This is a genomic window from Sulfitobacter sp. NFXS29 (genome assembly GCF_040148765.1).
Classification (GTDB): domain Bacteria; phylum Pseudomonadota; class Alphaproteobacteria; order Rhodobacterales; family Rhodobacteraceae; genus Sulfitobacter.
In genome coordinates this window covers 129,691-147,039 of record NZ_JAGDED010000010.1, presented here as the reverse complement: position 1 = coordinate 147,039, position 17,349 = coordinate 129,691, and the positions used below count along the sequence as shown (strand labels likewise).

Annotated in this window: 19 protein-coding genes; 13 read left to right on the top strand and 6 right to left on the bottom strand. The window is 62.2% G+C overall.

Annotated elements, in window-relative coordinates:
- Window positions 1-363 precede the first annotated feature (363 nt).
- Window positions 364-702, top strand: a complete 339-nt coding sequence (locus J3456_RS15735) for a hypothetical protein (RefSeq protein WP_349581073.1) — start codon at window positions 364-366, stop codon at window positions 700-702.
- Window positions 703-708: 6 nt separating this feature from the next.
- Here J3456_RS15735 and J3456_RS15730 read toward each other — a convergent pair whose 3' ends face one another.
- Together J3456_RS15730 and J3456_RS15725 are read right to left on the bottom strand one after the other, a co-directional pair.
- Window positions 709-1,419, bottom strand: a complete 711-nt coding sequence (locus tag J3456_RS15730; protein WP_349581072.1) for an endonuclease/exonuclease/phosphatase family protein — start codon at window positions 1,417-1,419, stop codon at window positions 709-711.
- Window positions 1,416-2,786, bottom strand: coding sequence for a phospholipase D-like domain-containing protein (locus tag J3456_RS15725; RefSeq protein WP_349581071.1), 1,371 nt, complete (start codon window positions 2,784-2,786; stop codon window positions 1,416-1,418). Before J3456_RS15725 ends, J3456_RS15730 begins: the two co-directional genes overlap by 4 nt.
- A gap of 456 nt (window positions 2,787-3,242) precedes the next feature.
- Here J3456_RS15725 and J3456_RS15720 point away from each other — a divergent pair, with 456 nt between their 5' ends.
- From J3456_RS15720 to J3456_RS15700, 5 genes are all read left to right on the top strand, one after another.
- Window positions 3,243-3,842 carry an outer membrane protein gene (locus J3456_RS15720; protein ID WP_349581069.1) on the top strand — a complete coding sequence of 200 codons (600 nt, stop codon included), beginning with the start codon at window positions 3,243-3,245 and terminating at the stop codon, window positions 3,840-3,842.
- Window positions 3,843-4,194: 352 nt separating this feature from the next.
- The gene (cysS, locus tag J3456_RS15715; protein ID WP_349581067.1) at window positions 4,195-5,565 is read left to right on the top strand and encodes a cysteine--tRNA ligase; all 1,371 of its coding nucleotides are present in this window, start codon (window positions 4,195-4,197) and stop codon (window positions 5,563-5,565) included.
- Window positions 5,562-7,178, top strand: coding sequence for a citramalate synthase (gene cimA / locus J3456_RS15710; protein WP_349581066.1), 1,617 nt, complete (start codon window positions 5,562-5,564; stop codon window positions 7,176-7,178). The genes cysS and cimA overlap by 4 nt, the downstream gene beginning before the upstream one ends.
- Window positions 7,175-7,894: a class I SAM-dependent methyltransferase gene (locus tag J3456_RS15705; RefSeq protein WP_349581065.1), complete on the top strand. Its 720-nt coding sequence runs from the start codon at window positions 7,175-7,177 to the stop codon at window positions 7,892-7,894. The genes cimA and J3456_RS15705 overlap by 4 nt, the downstream gene beginning before the upstream one ends.
- Window positions 7,891-8,655 (top strand): squalene/phytoene synthase family protein, encoded by a 765-nt coding sequence (locus J3456_RS15700; RefSeq protein ID WP_349581063.1) that lies wholly within the window; start codon window positions 7,891-7,893, stop codon window positions 8,653-8,655. The genes J3456_RS15705 and J3456_RS15700 overlap by 4 nt, the downstream gene beginning before the upstream one ends.
- Before the next feature lie 4 nt (window positions 8,656-8,659).
- Here J3456_RS15700 and J3456_RS15695 read toward each other — a convergent pair whose 3' ends face one another.
- Window positions 8,660-9,871 carry an MFS transporter gene (locus tag J3456_RS15695; protein WP_349581062.1) on the bottom strand — a complete coding sequence of 404 codons (1,212 nt, stop codon included), beginning with the start codon at window positions 9,869-9,871 and terminating at the stop codon, window positions 8,660-8,662.
- A gap of 123 nt (window positions 9,872-9,994) precedes the next feature.
- Here J3456_RS15695 and J3456_RS15690 point away from each other — a divergent pair, with 123 nt between their 5' ends.
- Genes J3456_RS15690 through J3456_RS15680 form a run of 3 tightly spaced genes read left to right on the top strand, consistent with a single transcriptional unit; the run spans window position 9,995 to window position 12,032 of the window.
- Window positions 9,995-10,741, top strand: coding sequence for a precorrin-6A/cobalt-precorrin-6A reductase (locus tag J3456_RS15690; protein WP_349581061.1), 747 nt, complete (start codon window positions 9,995-9,997; stop codon window positions 10,739-10,741).
- Window positions 10,738-11,370, top strand: coding sequence for a DNA-3-methyladenine glycosylase family protein (locus J3456_RS15685; RefSeq protein ID WP_349581059.1), 633 nt, complete (start codon window positions 10,738-10,740; stop codon window positions 11,368-11,370). The genes J3456_RS15690 and J3456_RS15685 overlap by 4 nt, the downstream gene beginning before the upstream one ends.
- Window positions 11,367-12,032, top strand: a complete 666-nt coding sequence (locus tag J3456_RS15680) for an alpha/beta hydrolase (protein ID WP_120350989.1) — start codon at window positions 11,367-11,369, stop codon at window positions 12,030-12,032. The genes J3456_RS15685 and J3456_RS15680 overlap by 4 nt, the downstream gene beginning before the upstream one ends.
- Here J3456_RS15680 and J3456_RS15675 read toward each other — a convergent pair.
- The gene (locus J3456_RS15675) at window positions 12,029-12,472 is read right to left on the bottom strand and encodes a VOC family protein (protein WP_349581057.1); all 444 of its coding nucleotides are present in this window, start codon (window positions 12,470-12,472) and stop codon (window positions 12,029-12,031) included. The genes J3456_RS15680 and J3456_RS15675 overlap by 4 nt on opposite strands.
- Before the next feature lie 145 nt (window positions 12,473-12,617).
- On the opposite strand from J3456_RS15675, the gene J3456_RS15670 reads away from it, so the two are divergent.
- Window positions 12,618-13,202 (top strand): HNH endonuclease, encoded by a 585-nt coding sequence (locus J3456_RS15670; RefSeq protein ID WP_067621954.1) that lies wholly within the window; start codon window positions 12,618-12,620, stop codon window positions 13,200-13,202.
- Between the two features lie 3 nt (window positions 13,203-13,205).
- Here the strand turns inward: J3456_RS15670 and xth are convergent, their stop codons facing one another.
- Window positions 13,206-13,988 (bottom strand): exodeoxyribonuclease III, encoded by a 783-nt coding sequence (gene xth / locus J3456_RS15665; RefSeq protein ID WP_349581056.1) that lies wholly within the window; start codon window positions 13,986-13,988, stop codon window positions 13,206-13,208.
- 348 nt (window positions 13,989-14,336) lie between these two features.
- On the opposite strand from xth, the gene J3456_RS15660 reads away from it, so the two are divergent.
- Window positions 14,337-14,603 carry a hypothetical protein gene (locus J3456_RS15660; protein ID WP_349581055.1) on the top strand — a complete coding sequence of 89 codons (267 nt, stop codon included), beginning with the start codon at window positions 14,337-14,339 and terminating at the stop codon, window positions 14,601-14,603.
- Window positions 14,604-14,659: 56 nt separating this feature from the next.
- The gene (locus J3456_RS15655; protein WP_349581054.1) at window positions 14,660-15,718 is read left to right on the top strand and encodes a DUF6902 family protein; all 1,059 of its coding nucleotides are present in this window, start codon (window positions 14,660-14,662) and stop codon (window positions 15,716-15,718) included.
- A 26-nt stretch (window positions 15,719-15,744) separates the two neighbouring features.
- Here J3456_RS15655 and J3456_RS15650 read toward each other — a convergent pair whose 3' ends face one another.
- Window positions 15,745-16,068: a HesB/IscA family protein gene (locus J3456_RS15650; protein ID WP_259981059.1), complete on the bottom strand. Its 324-nt coding sequence runs from the start codon at window positions 16,066-16,068 to the stop codon at window positions 15,745-15,747.
- Between the two features lie 96 nt (window positions 16,069-16,164).
- On the opposite strand from J3456_RS15650, the gene J3456_RS15645 reads away from it, so the two are divergent.
- Window positions 16,165-17,322 (top strand): deoxyguanosinetriphosphate triphosphohydrolase, encoded by a 1,158-nt coding sequence (locus tag J3456_RS15645; RefSeq protein WP_349581053.1) that lies wholly within the window; start codon window positions 16,165-16,167, stop codon window positions 17,320-17,322.
- Window positions 17,323-17,349 lie beyond the last annotated feature (27 nt).

Below are 17,349 nucleotides of genomic sequence, written 5' to 3'. Positions count from 1 at the left end.
ATCTAACGAATATCATGACTTACTCTCAATTTGTCTTTGCATCAGGCTTTCATCGGACAGCTTTTGCGTCAATCTGGGCAGGTGGGTCTTAGGCATATGCTTTTGGCTAGATCCGCTATGCTTTGGTGAGATTTCTTAACCTCGGAGGGTTAACTATGTATTGAAAGACCTTTGGATCGGATGTCTGTGGCTATTGGAGGCCGGGCGCGCTTGGTGTTGTCGCCTGCGTTAGCGCCATGACGACATCCGGGGTTGAGCGCGGCCTTATAGGCCCCGACGTCAGGTGGTGGCCGTGAGGCAAAACAGTCGTTAACCAAAATTAAACCAGTCCCTCCCTATCAAGGATGTGAAAGGGAGAATTTGATGAAACGTCTTGTTATATTGGGATTTCTCACCGGATCGCTGGCGGCCTGTGTCGAACCTCCGGCCTCACCGATGGAAGCCGCGGCGCGGCGGGCGGCAGCGGCGGAATTGACCGCCAAACAATGTGCAGGCTTTGCGGGCGGCTATGAGAGCGTGCGCAAATTGCGGCACGACGCGAACCAGAATATCGCCACGGCACGGCGGCTTGGGGCGACGGATGCGACGATTGCCAAGGCGCGAACGGATGTGCGCATGGCCTTTGATATGCAGGTTGCCTTCTCTAATCCGCAGCAGGCTTGCAACGTGATGGTGGGCGAGCTGGCTTGGGCTACGGGGTGACCCGCTCTAGCGATGCGCCACGTCGAGCCAGATCGGCAGATGGTCCGACGCGCGGCGGGTCTGCGAGGTCTCGACCACGCCGCCTTGGCGCACTGTCAGGTGCTGATCCAACGCCATACGATCAAGAAAGGCCACGGGCATCCGGGCGTGATAACTCTTGCCCGGAGCATGGATCGTAAAGCGTTTCGCCAAGCGGCCCAGCCCGACCTTTTGGGACCATTCGTTCAGATCGCCCGCGATCAGCGTGGGGCAGTCGGCGCAGGCATCAAGATGGGCGATCATAGCGCTCAACTGTTCCTTGCGGGAGGGGCGCAGCAGGCCGAGATGCGAGGCGATGACGCGCAATTGCCGCGCGCCGATGTGCAGATCGGCCACCATGGCACCGCGCGGCTCGACCCCCGGCAGGGTCAGATGCGCCACCTGATCGATCTTGGCAGTGGGGCGGACCAAAACGGCATTGCCGTGCCAACCAATGCTGACATCGCTTGGTGTTGGCACGGGGCGCATGCCCGTGACCTCTTCGACCCGATCCAGCGGCAGGGCAGAGGGGCGCGGGGCGCGGCGGCGGTCGGCTTCTTGCAGCACCACCACATCTGCATGCAGGCTGCGGATGATCCGCATGATCCGCTCCGGATCGCGGCGTCTATCGGTGCCCAGGGCCTTGCGGATGTTATAGCTGACGATGCGCAGCGATTGGGGGGCGACGGCGGGGATCATAGAACAGGCGCTCCCAAACGAAACAGTCCCTCGGCCACCTTGCGGATCATCCCCGTCGGAGGCTTCTCCATGGCGCAGTGTTCGGAGAGATGTTCAAACCAGTCATGCAGCTTTGCGACCGACCCCGCGTCATAGACGAAAAGCGTCACCTCAAAGTTCAGCAACATGCTGCGCACGTCGAAATTGGCGGTGCCCACAAGCCCCATATCGTCGATGATCCCGGCTTTGGCATGGATCATCCCGGGCTGGTAATACAGCACATGGCCGCCGGCTTCGTGCAGGTCGCGCAGGTAGGCACCGCGGGCAAAATCCGCCAGCCGTTGGTTCGAGCGTTCGGGCACCAGCACCCGCACGTCCACACCGCGTCGGGCAGCGGTCGTCAAAGCCGCACCAAGCGCTTCGGTCGGCACGAAATAGGGGGTCACGAGCCAAATCCGCGCCTCGGCCAAATGCAGCGCGCGGATCAGACCGTCGTGCAGCGGGTCTTCGGTGATATCGGGGCCGGAAGGGACCAATTGCACCGTGGCGGTCCCGCCCGTATGCGCCGCGACCGAGGGGGCAGGGTCCAAAGCCTCCCCGCTCGCCACGCCCCAATCCGAGCGGAAAACATCGCCGAAACTCTGCACTGCGCGCCCCTCAAGCAAGAAGGCCAGATCGGTCCAGCCGTCCTCTAGCGCCGTGGGGCCGAGGTAGTGCGCGCCGATGTTCATGCCGCCCGAAAAGACCCGCGCATCATCCGCGATAATCATCTTGCGGTGGTTGCGAAGGTTCAGGTGGCCAGAGCCCGGCACTTGCAACAGCGGTGAATAAAAGCGCACCTCACCCCCTGCCGCACGCAGACGGCGCAGCGCGGCTGCCGGGCCGCGCAGGGTGCCCAAACGGTCCATCAGCAGCCGAACTTTGACACCAGCCTTGGCGCGTTCGGTCAGCGCGTCGACAAAGATGCGGCCGGTGTCGTCATTGGCAACGATGTAGAAAAGCGCGTCGATCCGTTTCTCGGCCCCATGGATCAGCGCCATCACGGCTTCATGCGCCGCTGTCGGATCGCCCAAGAGCCGCAGGTCTTGCCCATGGGCGGCGGCGGGCAGGCCGAAATACTGCATCGTCGCGTCCAGCGTATGCACCGGGCGGGGCGGCGGCCCTCCGGTTTCCCCTTTGAGGAAATGCACCGGCGAATAGCGCGACGATTGTTTGCGAAAGCCCAGCCCGAGAAACAACGGCACCGCCACCCAAGGCAGCGCGATGATGAACAGCAGCCAAGCCGCCGTCGATTGCGGCGTGCGGCGCTGTTGCAAAATCACGATCGCCGCCAGCAGCGTCAGGATCACGATGATGACGATCTCTAGATGAGTGGTGATCCAAGACATGGGGTGAGGTCCGCTCCTTCTTGCTGCCAATAGAGGCAAATAACGCGTTCACCTTTGACAGCAAGCCTTGGTCGGTGTCAGGCGTCGATGAATGATTTTAGTGTGGTTTTTGCGGTGGTGGCTTTGGAACGTGGGCCTTGCATGCAATCCTACCGTCGGTGCAGGACCGATCCACGCAGGCTTTTTGCACTTGGGTGACCGTGACTGGGGCTGAATTTTCCGTATTGCGGCGGCAAGTATTTGAAGCAGCTTAATAATTATCGTTAAGCCCCAAGGCGGAAACACACTTGATACATAACTTAAGCGGCGCTTGGCCGAGGGTATGTTGCAAATGTGCGACAATCAGCGCATCGCAATTCTGTGAAGTGAAAAACCTGAAACCCAATACTAGATGAGGCGTTGCGTGAGTGACCCTGCGGCGAGGATCGCAGGTCACCTGTATTTAAGGAGCAGAACATGAAACGCACGACAACAATCGCCAGCATCGCCCTGATCGCATCCAGCGCCTTCGCGGGTGCAGCAGCAGCCGGTTCGCTGGAAGACACCACAGTTGAAGCACCGGTTTTCACACCTGCGCCGACACCTGTGGCCGTTGATGGCGACTGGACAGGCTTCTACACCGGTCTTCAGGTTGGTCAGACCGACATCGACAGCGACAGCGGCGCCCTTGACGGCGACGACACGTCCTACGGTTTCCACGCCGGTTACGACTATGACTTCGGCAAGTTCGTACTGGGTGGTGAACTCGACTATGACAAAACCGACATCGATCTGGGCAACGGCGCCGGTGATGTGGATTCCGTCGCCCGGGCCAAGCTGAAAGCCGGTTACGACTTCGGCAACACGCTGGTCTATGCAACAGCTGGTGCAGCACGTGCCGACACAAGCGTTGGTGATGAAACAGGCCCCTTTGCTGGTCTGGGCGTCACATATAAAGTCACAGACCGTTACACCGTCGGTGGCGAAGTGCTGCAGCACAAATTCGATGACGTAGGCGGCACAGGCGACGATCTGGACGCGACCACGATCTCCCTGCGTGGTTCCATGCGCTTCTAATCTGTCTTGGCGGGGTAACTCGCTTGGATAGGGGCCGGCTTCCGAAAGGAGGCCGGCCCTTTTTTGTGCGGACAGGCCGCGTTGCGGGCATGTCATCTGGCAAAGATGGCTGATACTGCCTCAACACGCTGTCTTCGACCGTCATGGCCACGCGCTGCGCGTATAAAAACTTAACCGGACAAGGGGCTTGGCGCAGGGCGGCGGGCTTGCTACAATCCTGCCATGAACACCGCAACGCTCATTATTTGCTGCATTACCCGCTGAGACTTCCTCGCGGGCCGCTGTTCACGTCATTCCCATTCTGACAAAACTATGCCAAGCCCGCGTCACACCCGCGCAAGGACGCCTGCCCATGACCCGTGACCTGACGATCAAGCTGCACAACACCGCCACCCGGAAGAAAGAGGATTTCACGCCGATTGATGCGCAGAATGTGCGGATGTATGTCTGCGGTCCCACGGTCTATGACCGTGCGCATCTGGGCAATGCACGGCCCGTGATCGTGTTTGATGTGCTCTACCGTCTGCTGCGGCATGTCTATGGCCCCGAACACGTCACCTATGTGCGGAATTTCACCGATGTGGATGACAAGATCAACGCCCGCGCCGCGACAAGCGGGCGCAGCATTGGTGAGATCACGGCCGAGACGACACAGTGGTATCTCGACGACATGGCCGCCGTCGGCGCGCTGGAGCCCGATCATATGCCGCGGGCCACGCAGTACATCCCGCAGATGGTCGCGATGATCCGCGGCTTGATCGATGAGGGCTACGCCTATGAGGCCGAGGGCCATGTGCTCTTCCGGGTGCGCAAATATGCCGAGTATGGCGCGCTCTCGGGTCGCTCGGTCGATGATATGATCGCAGGCGCGCGGGTTGAGGTGGCACCCTACAAAGAAGACCCGATGGATTTTGTGCTTTGGAAGCCTTCGGATGAGGGCACCCCCGGCTGGGAGTCGCCTTGGGGGCAGGGCCGTCCGGGCTGGCATATCGAATGCTCCGCCATGGCGCATGACCTGCTAGGGGAGCGGTTCGACATCCACGGCGGCGGCATCGACCTGCAGTTCCCGCATCATGAGAACGAAATCGCCCAGTCGAAATGCGCGGGCCACGGCTTTGCCAACTACTGGCTGCACAATGAGATGCTGCAGGTCGAGGGCAAGAAAATGTCCAAGAGCTTGGGCAATTTCTTTACCGTGCGCGATCTGCTGGATCAGGGCGTGCAGGGTGAGGTGATCCGTTTCGTCATGCTCTCAACCCATTACCGCAAGCCGATGGACTGGACCGAGAAAAAGCGTGAGGAGGCCGAGAAGACCCTGCGCAAATGGTATCTTCAGGCGGCGGAGGCCGAGGCCGCGACGCCTTCTTCGGACCTTGTCACGCTCTTGGCGGATGACCTCAACACCCACGGTGCGCTGACCGAATGCCACCGGCTGTCGAATGCAGGCGATACGGCAGGTCTGCGCGGCGCGCTCTCGCTTTTGGGGCTGATGGATGAGTTGATCCCCGAATGGGCGGCGGTGAAGGCGCTGGATCTCAGCGATGTCGAAGCCTTTCTGAGTGATGCCCGTGCCACCGCGATGGAGACCAAAGATTTCGCGCAGGTCGATCGGATCAAAACCGCGCTTACCTCTGTCGGGATCGAAGTCCAGATGAGCAAGGACGGCGTGAAGCTGACCCCACCGCCCGGCTTTGATCGGGCGCAGTTGGAGGGGTTGTTGTGACGCGCGAACGTCTCTGCCTTTATGACACCACGCTGCGCGATGGGCAGCAAACTCAGGGCGTTCAATTCTCCACCGATGAGAAACGCCAGATCGCCGAGGCGCTGGATGCGCTTGGGGTGGACTATATCGAAGGCGGCTGGCCCGGTGCGAACCCAACCGACAGCGCATTCTTCGACGCGGCACCGCCCACCTCGGCACGGCTCACCGCCTTTGGCATGACCAAACGCGCGGGCATGTCGGCGGAAAATGACGATGTTTTGGCCGCCGTCTTGAATGCTGGGACGCAGTCGGTCTGCATCGTCGGCAAGACCCATGACTTCCATGTGAAAACCGCGCTTGGCATCACGTTGGAGGAAAACACCGACAACATTGCCAAATCCGTCGCCCATCTGGTCGCCCAAGGGCGCGAGGCGCTGTTTGATGCCGAACATTTCTTTGACGGCTATAAGGCCAACCCCGGCTACGCGCTTAAGGCGATCCGCGCGGCCTATGAGGCGGGTGCGCGCTGGATCGTGCTTTGCGACACCAATGGCGGCACGCTGCCCGAAGAGATCGGCCGCATCACCCGCGATGTGATCGCCGCAGGCATCCCCGGTGACCGGCTGGGCATTCACACCCATGACGACACCGAAAACGCCGTGGCCTGCACGCTGGCCGCCGTCGACGCGGGCGCGCGCCAAATCCAAGGCACGCTGAACGGACTGGGCGAGCGGTGTGGCAACGCCAATCTGACCACGCTGATCCCGATCTTGCTGCTGAAAGAACCCTACGCCAGCCAGTTCGAGATTGGCGTCACCCGCGCCGCGCTAAAAGGGCTGACGCGGACCAGTCGGATGCTCGACGAGATCCTCAACCGCGTGCCGATGAAACAGGCAGGGTTCGTGGGGTCTTCGGCCTTTGCGCATAAGGCGGGGCTGCATGCCAGCGCCATTGCTAAAGACCCCAGCACCTATGAGCATATCGACCCCGCATTGGTCGGCAATACCCGCGTCATTCCGATGTCGAACCAAGCCGGGCAATCCAATCTGCGCAAACGGCTGAGCGATGCCGGTCTGGCCGTGGCCAAGGGCGATCCGGCGCTTGGCCGAATCTTGGAGGTGGTCAAGGACCGCGAGGCGCAGGGCTATGCCTATGACACCGCACAGGCGAGTTTCGAGCTTCTCGCCCGCGACGTGATGAACCAGTTGCCACATCTTTTCGAGGTGGAGCGCTACCGCGTCACGGTCGAACGTCGGCGCAATGCCGAGGGCCGGATGGTCAGCCTTTCCGAGGCGGTCGTGGTGGTCGATGTCGACGGAGAAAAACGGCTCTCGGTCTCGGAATCGCTGGACGAAGATGGCGCGGACCGTGGCCCGGTCAATGCCCTTTCCAAAGCGCTGGTCAAAGACTTGGGCAAATACAGCAGTCTGCTGGATGACATGCGTCTGGTTGACTTCAAAGTCCGCATCACCCAAGGCGGCACCGAAGCCACCACCCGCGTCATCATCGACAGCGAAGACGGGCAGGGGCGGCGTTGGTCCACGGTGGGCGTCAGCGCCAACATACTCGACGCCTCATTCGAGGCATTGCTAGATGCGATACGTTGGAAATTGATCCGGGACCGCGCCCAATGACAGACGATATGACCGCCTTTTTCACGCTGCACCGTGATCTGCCGCGCGAAGGGCCAGGAGAGCCTTCGGACGTGAATTGGGCCGTGGAGCAGGTCGACCTGCCCGCGCGCGCCGAGATTGCCGATGCGGCCTGCGGCCCCGGAAGTGACATCGGCGCACTCCGCGCGGCGATCCCGCAGGGGCATGTCACCGCACTCGATAAAACCGCGCATTTCGTCGACACCGCGCGGGGGCGTTTCGTGGCGGATGGCAATGTCACCCTGTTGCGCGCCGATATGGCCGCCATCGCCAATGAATACGATCTGATCTGGTGCGCCGGTGCGGTCTATTTTCTTGGCGTGACAGAGGCGCTGACCAGCTGGCGCAAGTCCCTGCGCGCGGGTGGCGTGGTGGCCTTCTCCGAACCTTGCTGGCTGACCGATACCCCCTCGGACGAAGCCCGTGCGCAATGGGCCGACTATCCTGCAATGAGCAACGCGGACGGCATCGCCGACCGGGTCCATGCGGCGGGATATGAGGTCGTGGCGACCCGTGTTCTGTCGGATGAGGCTTGGGAGAATTACTACACCCCGCTGGAGGCCCGCATCGAAAAGCTGCGCCCCGGTGCGGATGACGCATTGGCGCAGGTGCTTGATGCGACAGAGGCAGAAATTGCCTGTTGGCGCGCCCACCGGGATGAGTTTGGCTACCTGCTGACCGTGGCACGCCCCGCATGACCTTCGACGCCGACCTGAACGCCTGCGCCGCCATGGTAGAGCGCGCCGACCCATGGCGCTTTCGCGCGGCCATGGCGGCGCCCCTTGAGACGCGCAAGCTGCTCTTCCCGCTCTATGCCTTCAACGTCGAAGTGGCCCGCGCGCCATGGGTCACCCAAGAGGCGATGATCGCCGAGATGCGCCTGCAATGGTGGCGCGACGCGCTGGAGGAGATTGCCAAGGGCGGTCCCGTCAGGCGCCACGAAGTCACCACGCCGCTGGCCCGCGCCATCGCGCCCGACGATGCGGAACTGCTCGATGAACTCGTCGCTGCCCGGCGGTGGGATATCTACAAAGACCCCTTTGAAGATGCGGACCACTTCGCGCGCTACATCGACCAGACCGCCGGCCATCTGATGTGGGTCGCCGCACGCCGCCTTGGCGCGACGGAGGAAGCGGTTGTGCGCGATGCAGCCTATGCCACCGGCATCGCCGCTTGGCTCTGTGCCATTCCGAATTTGGAAGAGGCGGGCCGTGTGCCGCTGCTTGATGGCACGGCGGAAGGGGTTTCGGCCCTTGCCAAGGGGGCGTTGGACCGCCTGAAATCAGCGCGGGCCAAACGGGGGCAGATCCCAAAGGCGGCGCGGGCCGCATTGTTGCCTGCCGCCCATGCCGGACCTGTTTTGCACGCGGCTGTGGCAGACCCGCAAAAGGTCTCCGAAGCAGGCTTGCCTGACCCGCGCCGCCATTTCGCGCTGCGGGCCATGGCGTCTCGCTGGTAGGCGCTTAGCTCAGCTGCGTTTCTTTGCGGCTGCGCAGCACCAGCCAGATCAGCGAGCCACCAGCCAGCACCAAGAACGGCACCATGGCAAGGTTTACCGCTGCCCAGCCTTCTTGCGCCGTGCCGCCCGAACAGTTCATCAAACCGCCCGAGGCGAGCGAGGCGACGGTCACGCCGCCGAACACGAGCAGATCATTCAGGCCCTGCATCCGCCCGCGCTCATGAGGCTCATGCGCCCCGGCGAGCATGGTCGTGGCCCCGATAAAACCAAAGTTCCACCCCAGCCCCAAGAGGATCAGCGCAACAAAGAAGTTGCCCAGCTCCACCCCCTGCAGCGCCACCAGACCTGCGGCGGCAAGGATTGCAATGCCAAGGCCCATGATCCGCTCAACGCCGTACCGATTGATCAGGTGGCCGGTAAAGAACGACGGCGCGAACATCGCCAGCACATGGCCAGTGACCACATAGCCTGCGTTATCTTGGCTATAACCGCAGCCGACGACGGCCAGCGGGGTCGAAGTCATCACGAGGTTCATCAGCGCATAGGCCACCATGGCGCAGATCACCGCCACGGCGATGCGCGGCGTGGTCAGAAGCTCCCAGCGGCTGCGGCCCTTGGGCGCGTCATGCGCCGGGATCGGCGGCTTGGGGATGTCGATGAAAAGAAACAGCAGCGCGCCCACGACGTTCACCGCCACCACCGCCAAATAGGTGCCAAGGAAGGGCACCACGAGGCTGCCAGAGGTCGCAGTGGCAAGCTGCGGCCCGATGATGGCCGAGACCAGCCCCCCGGCCATAACGTAAGAGATCGCCTTGGGCCGGAAGTCATCCGAGGCTGTATCGGCGGCGGCGAAACGGTAGAACCCTTGGGCAGACATATAGACGCCCGTCAGCAGGGAGCCGAGCAAAAAGACCGGGAAAGACGCGAGATAGAGCCCATAGGCCGCGACCGCGCCGCCCAATGCTCCGCCCGCTGCGCCCAGAAAGAACCCCGCCCGCCGGCCAAACCGTTGCATGATGGCCGAAACCGGCGTCGCCGAGAGCATGGAGCCCAGCACGATCATCGAGATCGGCAGCGTGGCAAGGCAGACATTTGTCGCCAGCGACTGACCGGCAAGGCCACCCACGAGGAAAATCATCGGCATCTGCGCACCAAGAAAGGCCTGTGCCGCCACCAGTACCGCTACGTTGCGCCGGGCGCGTCTGTCGTCGATCATGTCTGAATTCCTCACTTCCCGCCAAGGCGTAGCCCTGCCGATGGGTAAGGGCAAGCCCAGGCCCGTTTTTTGCGCCTCCGATCCCGCTTGCGCCCGACGCCAAGCTCGCCGATGATTGCGCCGATGACCGCCCCAAACCACCCTTCGCTGAACCTTCTTCTGCTCGCTGGCACTGCCGAAGCGCGGCAGCTTGGCCTCGCCTTGGCTGAGGCCGGTCACAGGGTCACCGCATGGCTTACGGAACCACCTCGCGGCAGCAATCCGATGCCGATGGCGTTTGAAATGCGCGACCCCGACGATACCACCGCCTTGCTGCGCGACATGGCGGGTTTTGACGCGGTTTTGGACCTCAGCCATGGGTTTGACGCAGTGCTAAGCCACGCAGGCTTTGCCGCTGCCGCCGCCTTGAATAAGCCTTGTGTAAGTTTCGCGCGCCCCGGCTGGGCCTTGGATGATCCGCTGCTGCGGTCGGTCTCTGATGTGCCCGCCGCCGCCAGCGCGGTGCCGCCCGGGGCCCGCGTCTTTGCCGCCACCGGATGGGCCAGCCTGCCACAGTTTCTGCCCTTTAAGGGGACGCGCCTCATGCTGCGCCAGACCAGCCGCCATGACCGGCCCGCGCCCTATGATTTTGTGGATCTCATCTTTGGCGATCCGCCTTTCACGGTGGCGACTGAGACCGCGCTGTTTCGCGATCTTGGCGTTGACCTGCTGATCTGCCGCAACCTTGGCGGCACGGCCAGCCGCCCCAAGGTCGACGCCGCACTTGCCCTTGGCTTGCCGGTGATCCTCATTGCAAAGCCGCGCCTGCCAGAGGGGGCACAGTGCCTGACCGACCTTGGCGCGATGATGGACTGGGTGGCGCAGCTGTGAGCCTTGCGCCCCCGATCACCTGTGACGCAGATGTGGCCGAGGGGGCCGCTTGGCTGGCCGAGGCCGAGCCGCGTTTTGCCATGGCGTTTGCACGCACCGGACCGCTGCCACTACGTTTACGCCCGCCGGGGTTCGCGGGCTTGCTCGACATTATCGTGGGGCAGCAGGTGAGCGTGGCATCTGCCCGGGCGATCTATGCGCGGCTGGTCACGGCGGGGTTGGATCACCCCGCGAACGTCCTGCGCGCGGGCGACGACGGTCTGCGCGCCGCGGGGCTGAGCCGCCCCAAAGCACGCTATGTGCTGGCCCTGGCAGAGCGGGAGTTTGACTTTGACGCGCTGCACAGCTTGCCCGATGCCGAAGCCATTGCCATGCTGGTCGCCATGCCGGGCGTCGGGCCGTGGACCGCGCAGGTCTATGTGATGTTCTGCATGGGCCGTCGCGATGTCTTTCCCGGTGGCGATCTTGCGTTGCAAGAAGCCGCGCGGGGGCTGTTTGATTTGCCCGCGCGCCCGACGCAGAAAGATCTCACCGCCATGGCCACCGCTTGGTCACCTTGGCGGTCGGTTGCGGCGCGGCTGCTCTTTGCCTACTACCGGGTGTTGAAACAAAAGGAAGGATTGTCATGACACGGGTTTTGAACGCCGAGCGCCGCGAGCCGGTCTCTGGCACCACACGATCGGTTGTGGTGTTCCTGCATGGCTATGGGGCCAATGGGGCTGACCTGCTGGGCCTTGCCGATCCGCTGAGCGAGCATCTGCCGGATACGCTTTTTGTCGCCCCCGACGCGCCCGAAGCCTGCGCCGGCGCGCCGATGGGGTTCCAGTGGTTCCCGATTCCGTGGATCGACGGATCATCAGAAGAGGAATCAATGCGCGGCATGATGAGCGCGGTCGAAGACCTCGACGCCTTTCTCGACGCGCTGATGGTGGACGAAGACGTGCTGCCTGAACAGGTCGTGCTGTTCGGCTTCTCTCAAGGCACGATGATGTCGCTGCATGTGGCCCCGCGCCGCGAGGATGCGGTGGCGGGCATCGTGGCCTTCTCGGGCCGCCTGCTGAACCCCGAAGCGTTGGCCGAAGAAGCGCGCGTCAAGCCGCCGGTGCTGCTGGTGCATGGGGATGCCGACGATGTGGTGGCACCGCAGTCCCTGCCGCAGGCCGCCGAAGCCCTGCAAGAGGCCGGATGGCAGGATGTCTACGCCCATGTGATGAAGGGCACCGGCCATGGCATCGCGCCGGATGGGCTGAGCGTGGCGCTGGCCTTTATGCGCGACAAGCTGGGGCTTTAACCCTTCATCTCATCCCAGAGCCACGGCTCTGCGAATTCAACCGAATTGCCTGCCGGGTCGCGCACATAGAGCGAGCGCGCCCCGTTGGGCCAGTCAAAGCTGGTGTCGATCTCGACCCCGGCGGCCTGCAGCCGCGTCTCCATCACGGCGATCTCTGTCCGTTTCATCGCAAAGCAGACATGCCCCGGACCCCGCGCCCCATGGGGCGGCACCGGCATCTTCGGATTGCCGGGCGGTTGCGCCGTGGCGGTGGGGTTGAAAACCAGCAAAACCGAAGGGCCGAGCGCAAAGAACATATGCCGCCCCGGCACCTCCTGCAACAGTTTCAGACCGAGAATGTCGCGGTAAAACTCCCGCGCCGTATTCAGATCGTCGACGTAAACGGCGGCTTCGAGCAGGGACTGCGGAGCGGGCGCATCGGGCAGGGGGCTTTTGATCATGCCACATGGTTAACAAACTGTGCCTATCTGTCACGCCTCTGTCGTAATCTTTGGGCAAAACCGGCGACATCTAGTGGTTCACCTTTGTCTTGCCAGAGAGAAACCGCGAGATATAGTGACTAAAACGGGCAGAGGACGCGACCAGATGGACGGCGATTTCAGGACCGAGTTTACCCGCCACCCGGCGGCGCTCAAACACCACCCCGCGCTGGTGCTCAACGCGGATTATCGGCCATTGTCTTATTACCCGCTATCGCTATGGCCCTGGCAAGAAGCGGTAAAGGCCAAATGGCTCGACCGGGTGGAGATCGTCGCCGAATATGACGAGGTGGTGCGCAGCCCCTCTACGGTGATCAGGATCCCTTCCGTTGTCGTTCTCAAAGACTATGTCAAACCTCAAAAGCGCGTGGCCTTCACGCGCTTTAATTTATTTCTGAGGGATGAATTCCGCTGCCAATACTGCGGTGCGAAGGGCGATCTGACTTTTGACCATGTGGTGCCCCGCGCTGCGGGTGGGGTGACAAGCTGGCAAAACGTGGTCGCGGCCTGTAGCCCTTGCAATCTGCGCAAAGGCTCGCGGCCCTTGCACCGCACGGGGTTGGCTCTGCGCAAACCGCCGCGCCAACCCGCCGCCGAAGAGTTGCGCAACATGGGGCGCAAATTCCCACCCGGCCATCTGCATGAAAGCTGGATGGATTTTCTCTATTGGGATGCCGAGCTTCAGGCCTGACGCTTAGATATCCAGTTCGACCCAGATCGGCACATGGTCCGAGGGTTTGTCACGCCCGCGCGCGTCGCGGTCAATCTGGCAATCGCGCAGCCGGTCCGCCACGGTCGGAGACAGCAGAAAATGGTCAATGCGGATGCCGTTGTTGCGGTTCCAGGCACCGGCCTGATAATCCCAGAACGAATAATGCCCCGGCCCTTGGGTGCGCGCCCGGAAGGCATCCGTAAGCCCGAGGTTCATCAACCGCCGCCACGCTGCGCGGGATTCGGGGCGGAAAAGGGCGTCTTCGCGCCAGCTGTCGGGTTTGGCCGCATCTTCGGCCTGCGGGATGATGTTGTAATCGCCCGCCATGAGGAAGGGCGTTTCTTCGGCCAATAGCGTTTCGGCACGGGCTTGTAGCCGCGCCATCCAAGCGAGTTTATAGTCATACTTTGGCCCCGGCACCGGGTTGCCATTGGGCAGGTAAAGCCCGCAGACCCGCAGCGCCATATCGTCACCCACAACCGTGGCCTCGATCCAGCGGGCCTGATCGTCTTCGTCATCGCCGGGCAGGCCGCGGCTCACATCCTCAAGCGGGAGTTTCGACAGAATCGCCACACCGTTGAAGGATTTCTGCCCGTGGGTTTCGACGTTATAGCCGCGCTCTTCGAGCATGTCGCGGGGGAAGGCTTCATCGACCGACTTGATCTCTTGCAGCACAACCACGTCTGGCTGCGCCTCGTCGAGCCACTCGGGCAGGGCCGCGGCGCGGGCTTTGATACCGTTGATGTTAAAACTCGCGATTTTCATGTCCGGCCCTCTTTCGACGTGGGTCTGCTATCGCGCAAATGCAGTGGCGGAGCAAGGGGAAGGGCTGCGCGCTTAGGGTGATTCTCTCTAGGTTTTTTCTAGTATGACTAGAACCACGCACGTCTTTCCCACTGCATTGTTCTGCAACAGCTTTGTGGAAAGCTTTTAGTTCGCACCTCGCGGAAGAGGGAAAGTCGAACAATTGGTCGAAACTGTGGCGCGACCCTAATGTGGATAACTTAGCCAGTACAATAACTTAGGCGAAAAATCCTTGGCGAAACCCGTTTAAAGTGCATCAGTAATTGGACTACATCTTTAAATTGCAAAGCCCTTTGAAAGGACACCACGATGACCGCTATTTCCGCACGTAACTTCGCCCCCGTAACAGCGCCTGAAACACAGGACAAGCCGATGATGCTCGGCCTGGGGGTTGGCCTTTTCACCACCGGTCTCAACCACGGAGGCGGTGACATGCTGATGGGCGAGGGGACCGAGATGTTCACCACCGGTCTGCACCACGACGACAGCGGCAGCATCGCGCAGGGGGCAGGGGTTGGTCTTTTCACAACCGGCCTCGCCCCGACAGAGGCGCAGGTGCTGCGCTTCGATGCCTGAAACTGGTTCAAGCGGGCGGCCCTGTCGCCCGCTGTTTCCCATCTGGAGGCGCTATGATGACCAATGTTGTTCTGCTGAGACCTGCCGACTGCTGTGACCCGGCCACTCAAACCGCACGCTTGATCCGCAGCTTTGCGACAGAGCGTCGCGCTCAGGGGGATGTTTTTTGGCTCAAGGAAAACGCCGAACTGCTGGGAGTGCTGGCAAGCACGGGGGCCGCGCTGGACGTCGAGGCGTTAGAGCCGCTCGCCGCCTTCCACGCAGGGTGCCGCGATCTGCTGCGCGATTTCCCGCAATACTACCGTTTTATCCTGTCGATCTGCCTCGACCTCGAGGCCATCGGCCTGCCAAAACAACAGGGCGCGGCGCTCTGCGGCAGGGTTGCGCGGGCGGATCTGGAAGGCGCGGAACTGTCGGACCTGCAACGCGCCGAGGCCCGCCGTCTGCTGCGCCGTCGGGGTGTCGGGCCGCAGGTCGGTGACGGGGCGCTTGGCCAGCGGCTGCGCGACTTCGTCTCGCGCAGTGTCACCTTTGCCATGCCCAATCGAAAGGCGGCTTATGAACTGACACATATCATTTTCTACCTGTCGGATTATGGCCACCAGATTCCCGAACTGCCAGACGGGACACTAAAGAGCCTGCATTTCACCGGGCTGCTGGCCTTTCTGGATCAGGACATGGATCTGCTGGCCGAGGTCTGCGCCGCGCTGCGTTTCAGCGGATATTGCCCAAGCCCACTGTGGGAAGATGCCATCGCGGCCTACCACCGCGCCCTGCGCGTTCAAGCCGAGCCCGATGCCCCCATGCAGGACGATTATCATGAATTTCTCGTCACCGGCTGGGCCATGAAAATCGCAGACCGTCCGTCACAGGCCCAAACCATTCCGCAAGGCGCGCTGCGCTTTCACGCCGCCCGCAGCGGGCAGGGTGCGTTGCGCCCGCTGGCGGCTTGCTTGAATGATATGGGGGCGCAGCGGCGCGCGGATTGGGGGTATATGCGCCCCAATGTTCTATCTTATCTGGGGCCTGACAGCCATGCGATCTTGCTCGCTGCCGAACGCTCTGGCCCGCATTTCGAACAGTTTTTCGAGGGGTTCGCACGGGCGCGCGCCTGAACGCGCCTGAACGCGCCCGGAGGCGCTCACATCGAAAATGACGTGCCGCAGCCGCAGGCCGCCGTCGCATTGGGGTTCTCAATCGTGAACCGCGCGCCAATCAGTTCTTCGGTGAAGTCGATCACCGCATCGGCCAGAAACGGCAGGGACACGCTATCGACCACCACCTTCTGACCGCTGCCTTCCAGAACGAGGTCATCCTCGGCAGGTTCGTCCAGTGCGATGTCATACTGAAACCCCGAGCAGCCGCCGCCTTCGACAGCGATGCGCAGGGCCTTGCCTTCCTCGGCGGCCCCGATCTCGGCGAGGCGTTCAAAGGCGCGGGGGGTGACTTTGGGGGGCAGGTTCATCTGCGGGCTCCGATGCATCGGTTTTCTTTCGCGTTCCCCTAACATATAGAAACCACAAGGACAGGTCACAAGGACCGCGAGAGAGGACCAGCCGCAATGCGCGCAGAATTCGCCTCGGATCCGGACACCGCCAAGGGACGGTTGGTGCCGGAGGAGGAAAGCACGTTTCGCTCCTGCTATCAGCGGGACCGGGACCGGATTATCCACGCCTCCGCCTTTCGGCGGCTCAAACATAAGACGCAGGTCTTTGTGGAGCATGAGGGCGACTATTTCCGGACCCGTTTGACCCATTCCATCGAAGTGGCACAGGTTGCGCGCACCATCGCAGGGGCGTTGCGCTTGAATGGCGAGCTGACCGAGGCCGTGGCGCTGGCGCATGATCTGGGCCACACGCCCTTTGGCCACACCGGCGAGGACGCGCTGCATAAGCTGATGGCGCCCTACGGAGGGTTTGACCACAACGCGCAGGCGATCAAGATCGTCACCACGCTGGAGCGGCACTATGCCGAATTCGACGGGCTGAACCTAACGTGGGACACGCTGGAAGGCATTGCCAAGCACAATGGGCCCGTTACCGGAGAGGTGCCCCATGCGCTGGCAGACTACAACGCACGGCATGATTTGGAACTGCACACCCACGCCAGCGCCGAGGCACAGGTGGCGGCACTTTCCGATGACATTGCCTATAACAACCACGACCTGCACGACGGTCTGCGGGCAGGGCTGTTCACCGAAGAAGAGATTGCCGAGCTGCCCATGGTCGGCGCGGCCTATGCGGAAGTGGACCGGCTCTACCCCGACACCGACAGCTACCGCCGCCGCCATGAGGCGCTGCGGCGGGTTTTTGGGGTGATGGTCGGCGATGTGATCGAAACATCGTCTAAACTGCTGAAAGAGTCGGGGGCCACATCGCCCGATGACATCCGCCATCTGGGCCGTCCGGTGATCCGCTTTTCGGACCCTGTCTGGCAGGACCTGCGCGAGATCCGAAAGTTCCTTTTCACCCGGATGTACCGCGCCCCTTCGGTGATGGAGAATCGTGAGAAGGTCACCAAGGTGGTCGAAGATCTCTTTCCGCTGTTTTTATCCCAACCCAACCTGCTGCCGCGCCATTGGGCGGCGGCGATCGAGGCGGCAGAGGATGAAACCACGCTGGCGCGGATGGTCTCGGATTACATTGCGGGCATGACGGACCGATTTGCGTTGCAAGAACACGCCCGTCTCTTTGGCAGCGATCTGCGCAGCTTCCGCTAATCTTTGCGGCATGGTAGCCTTTCTTTT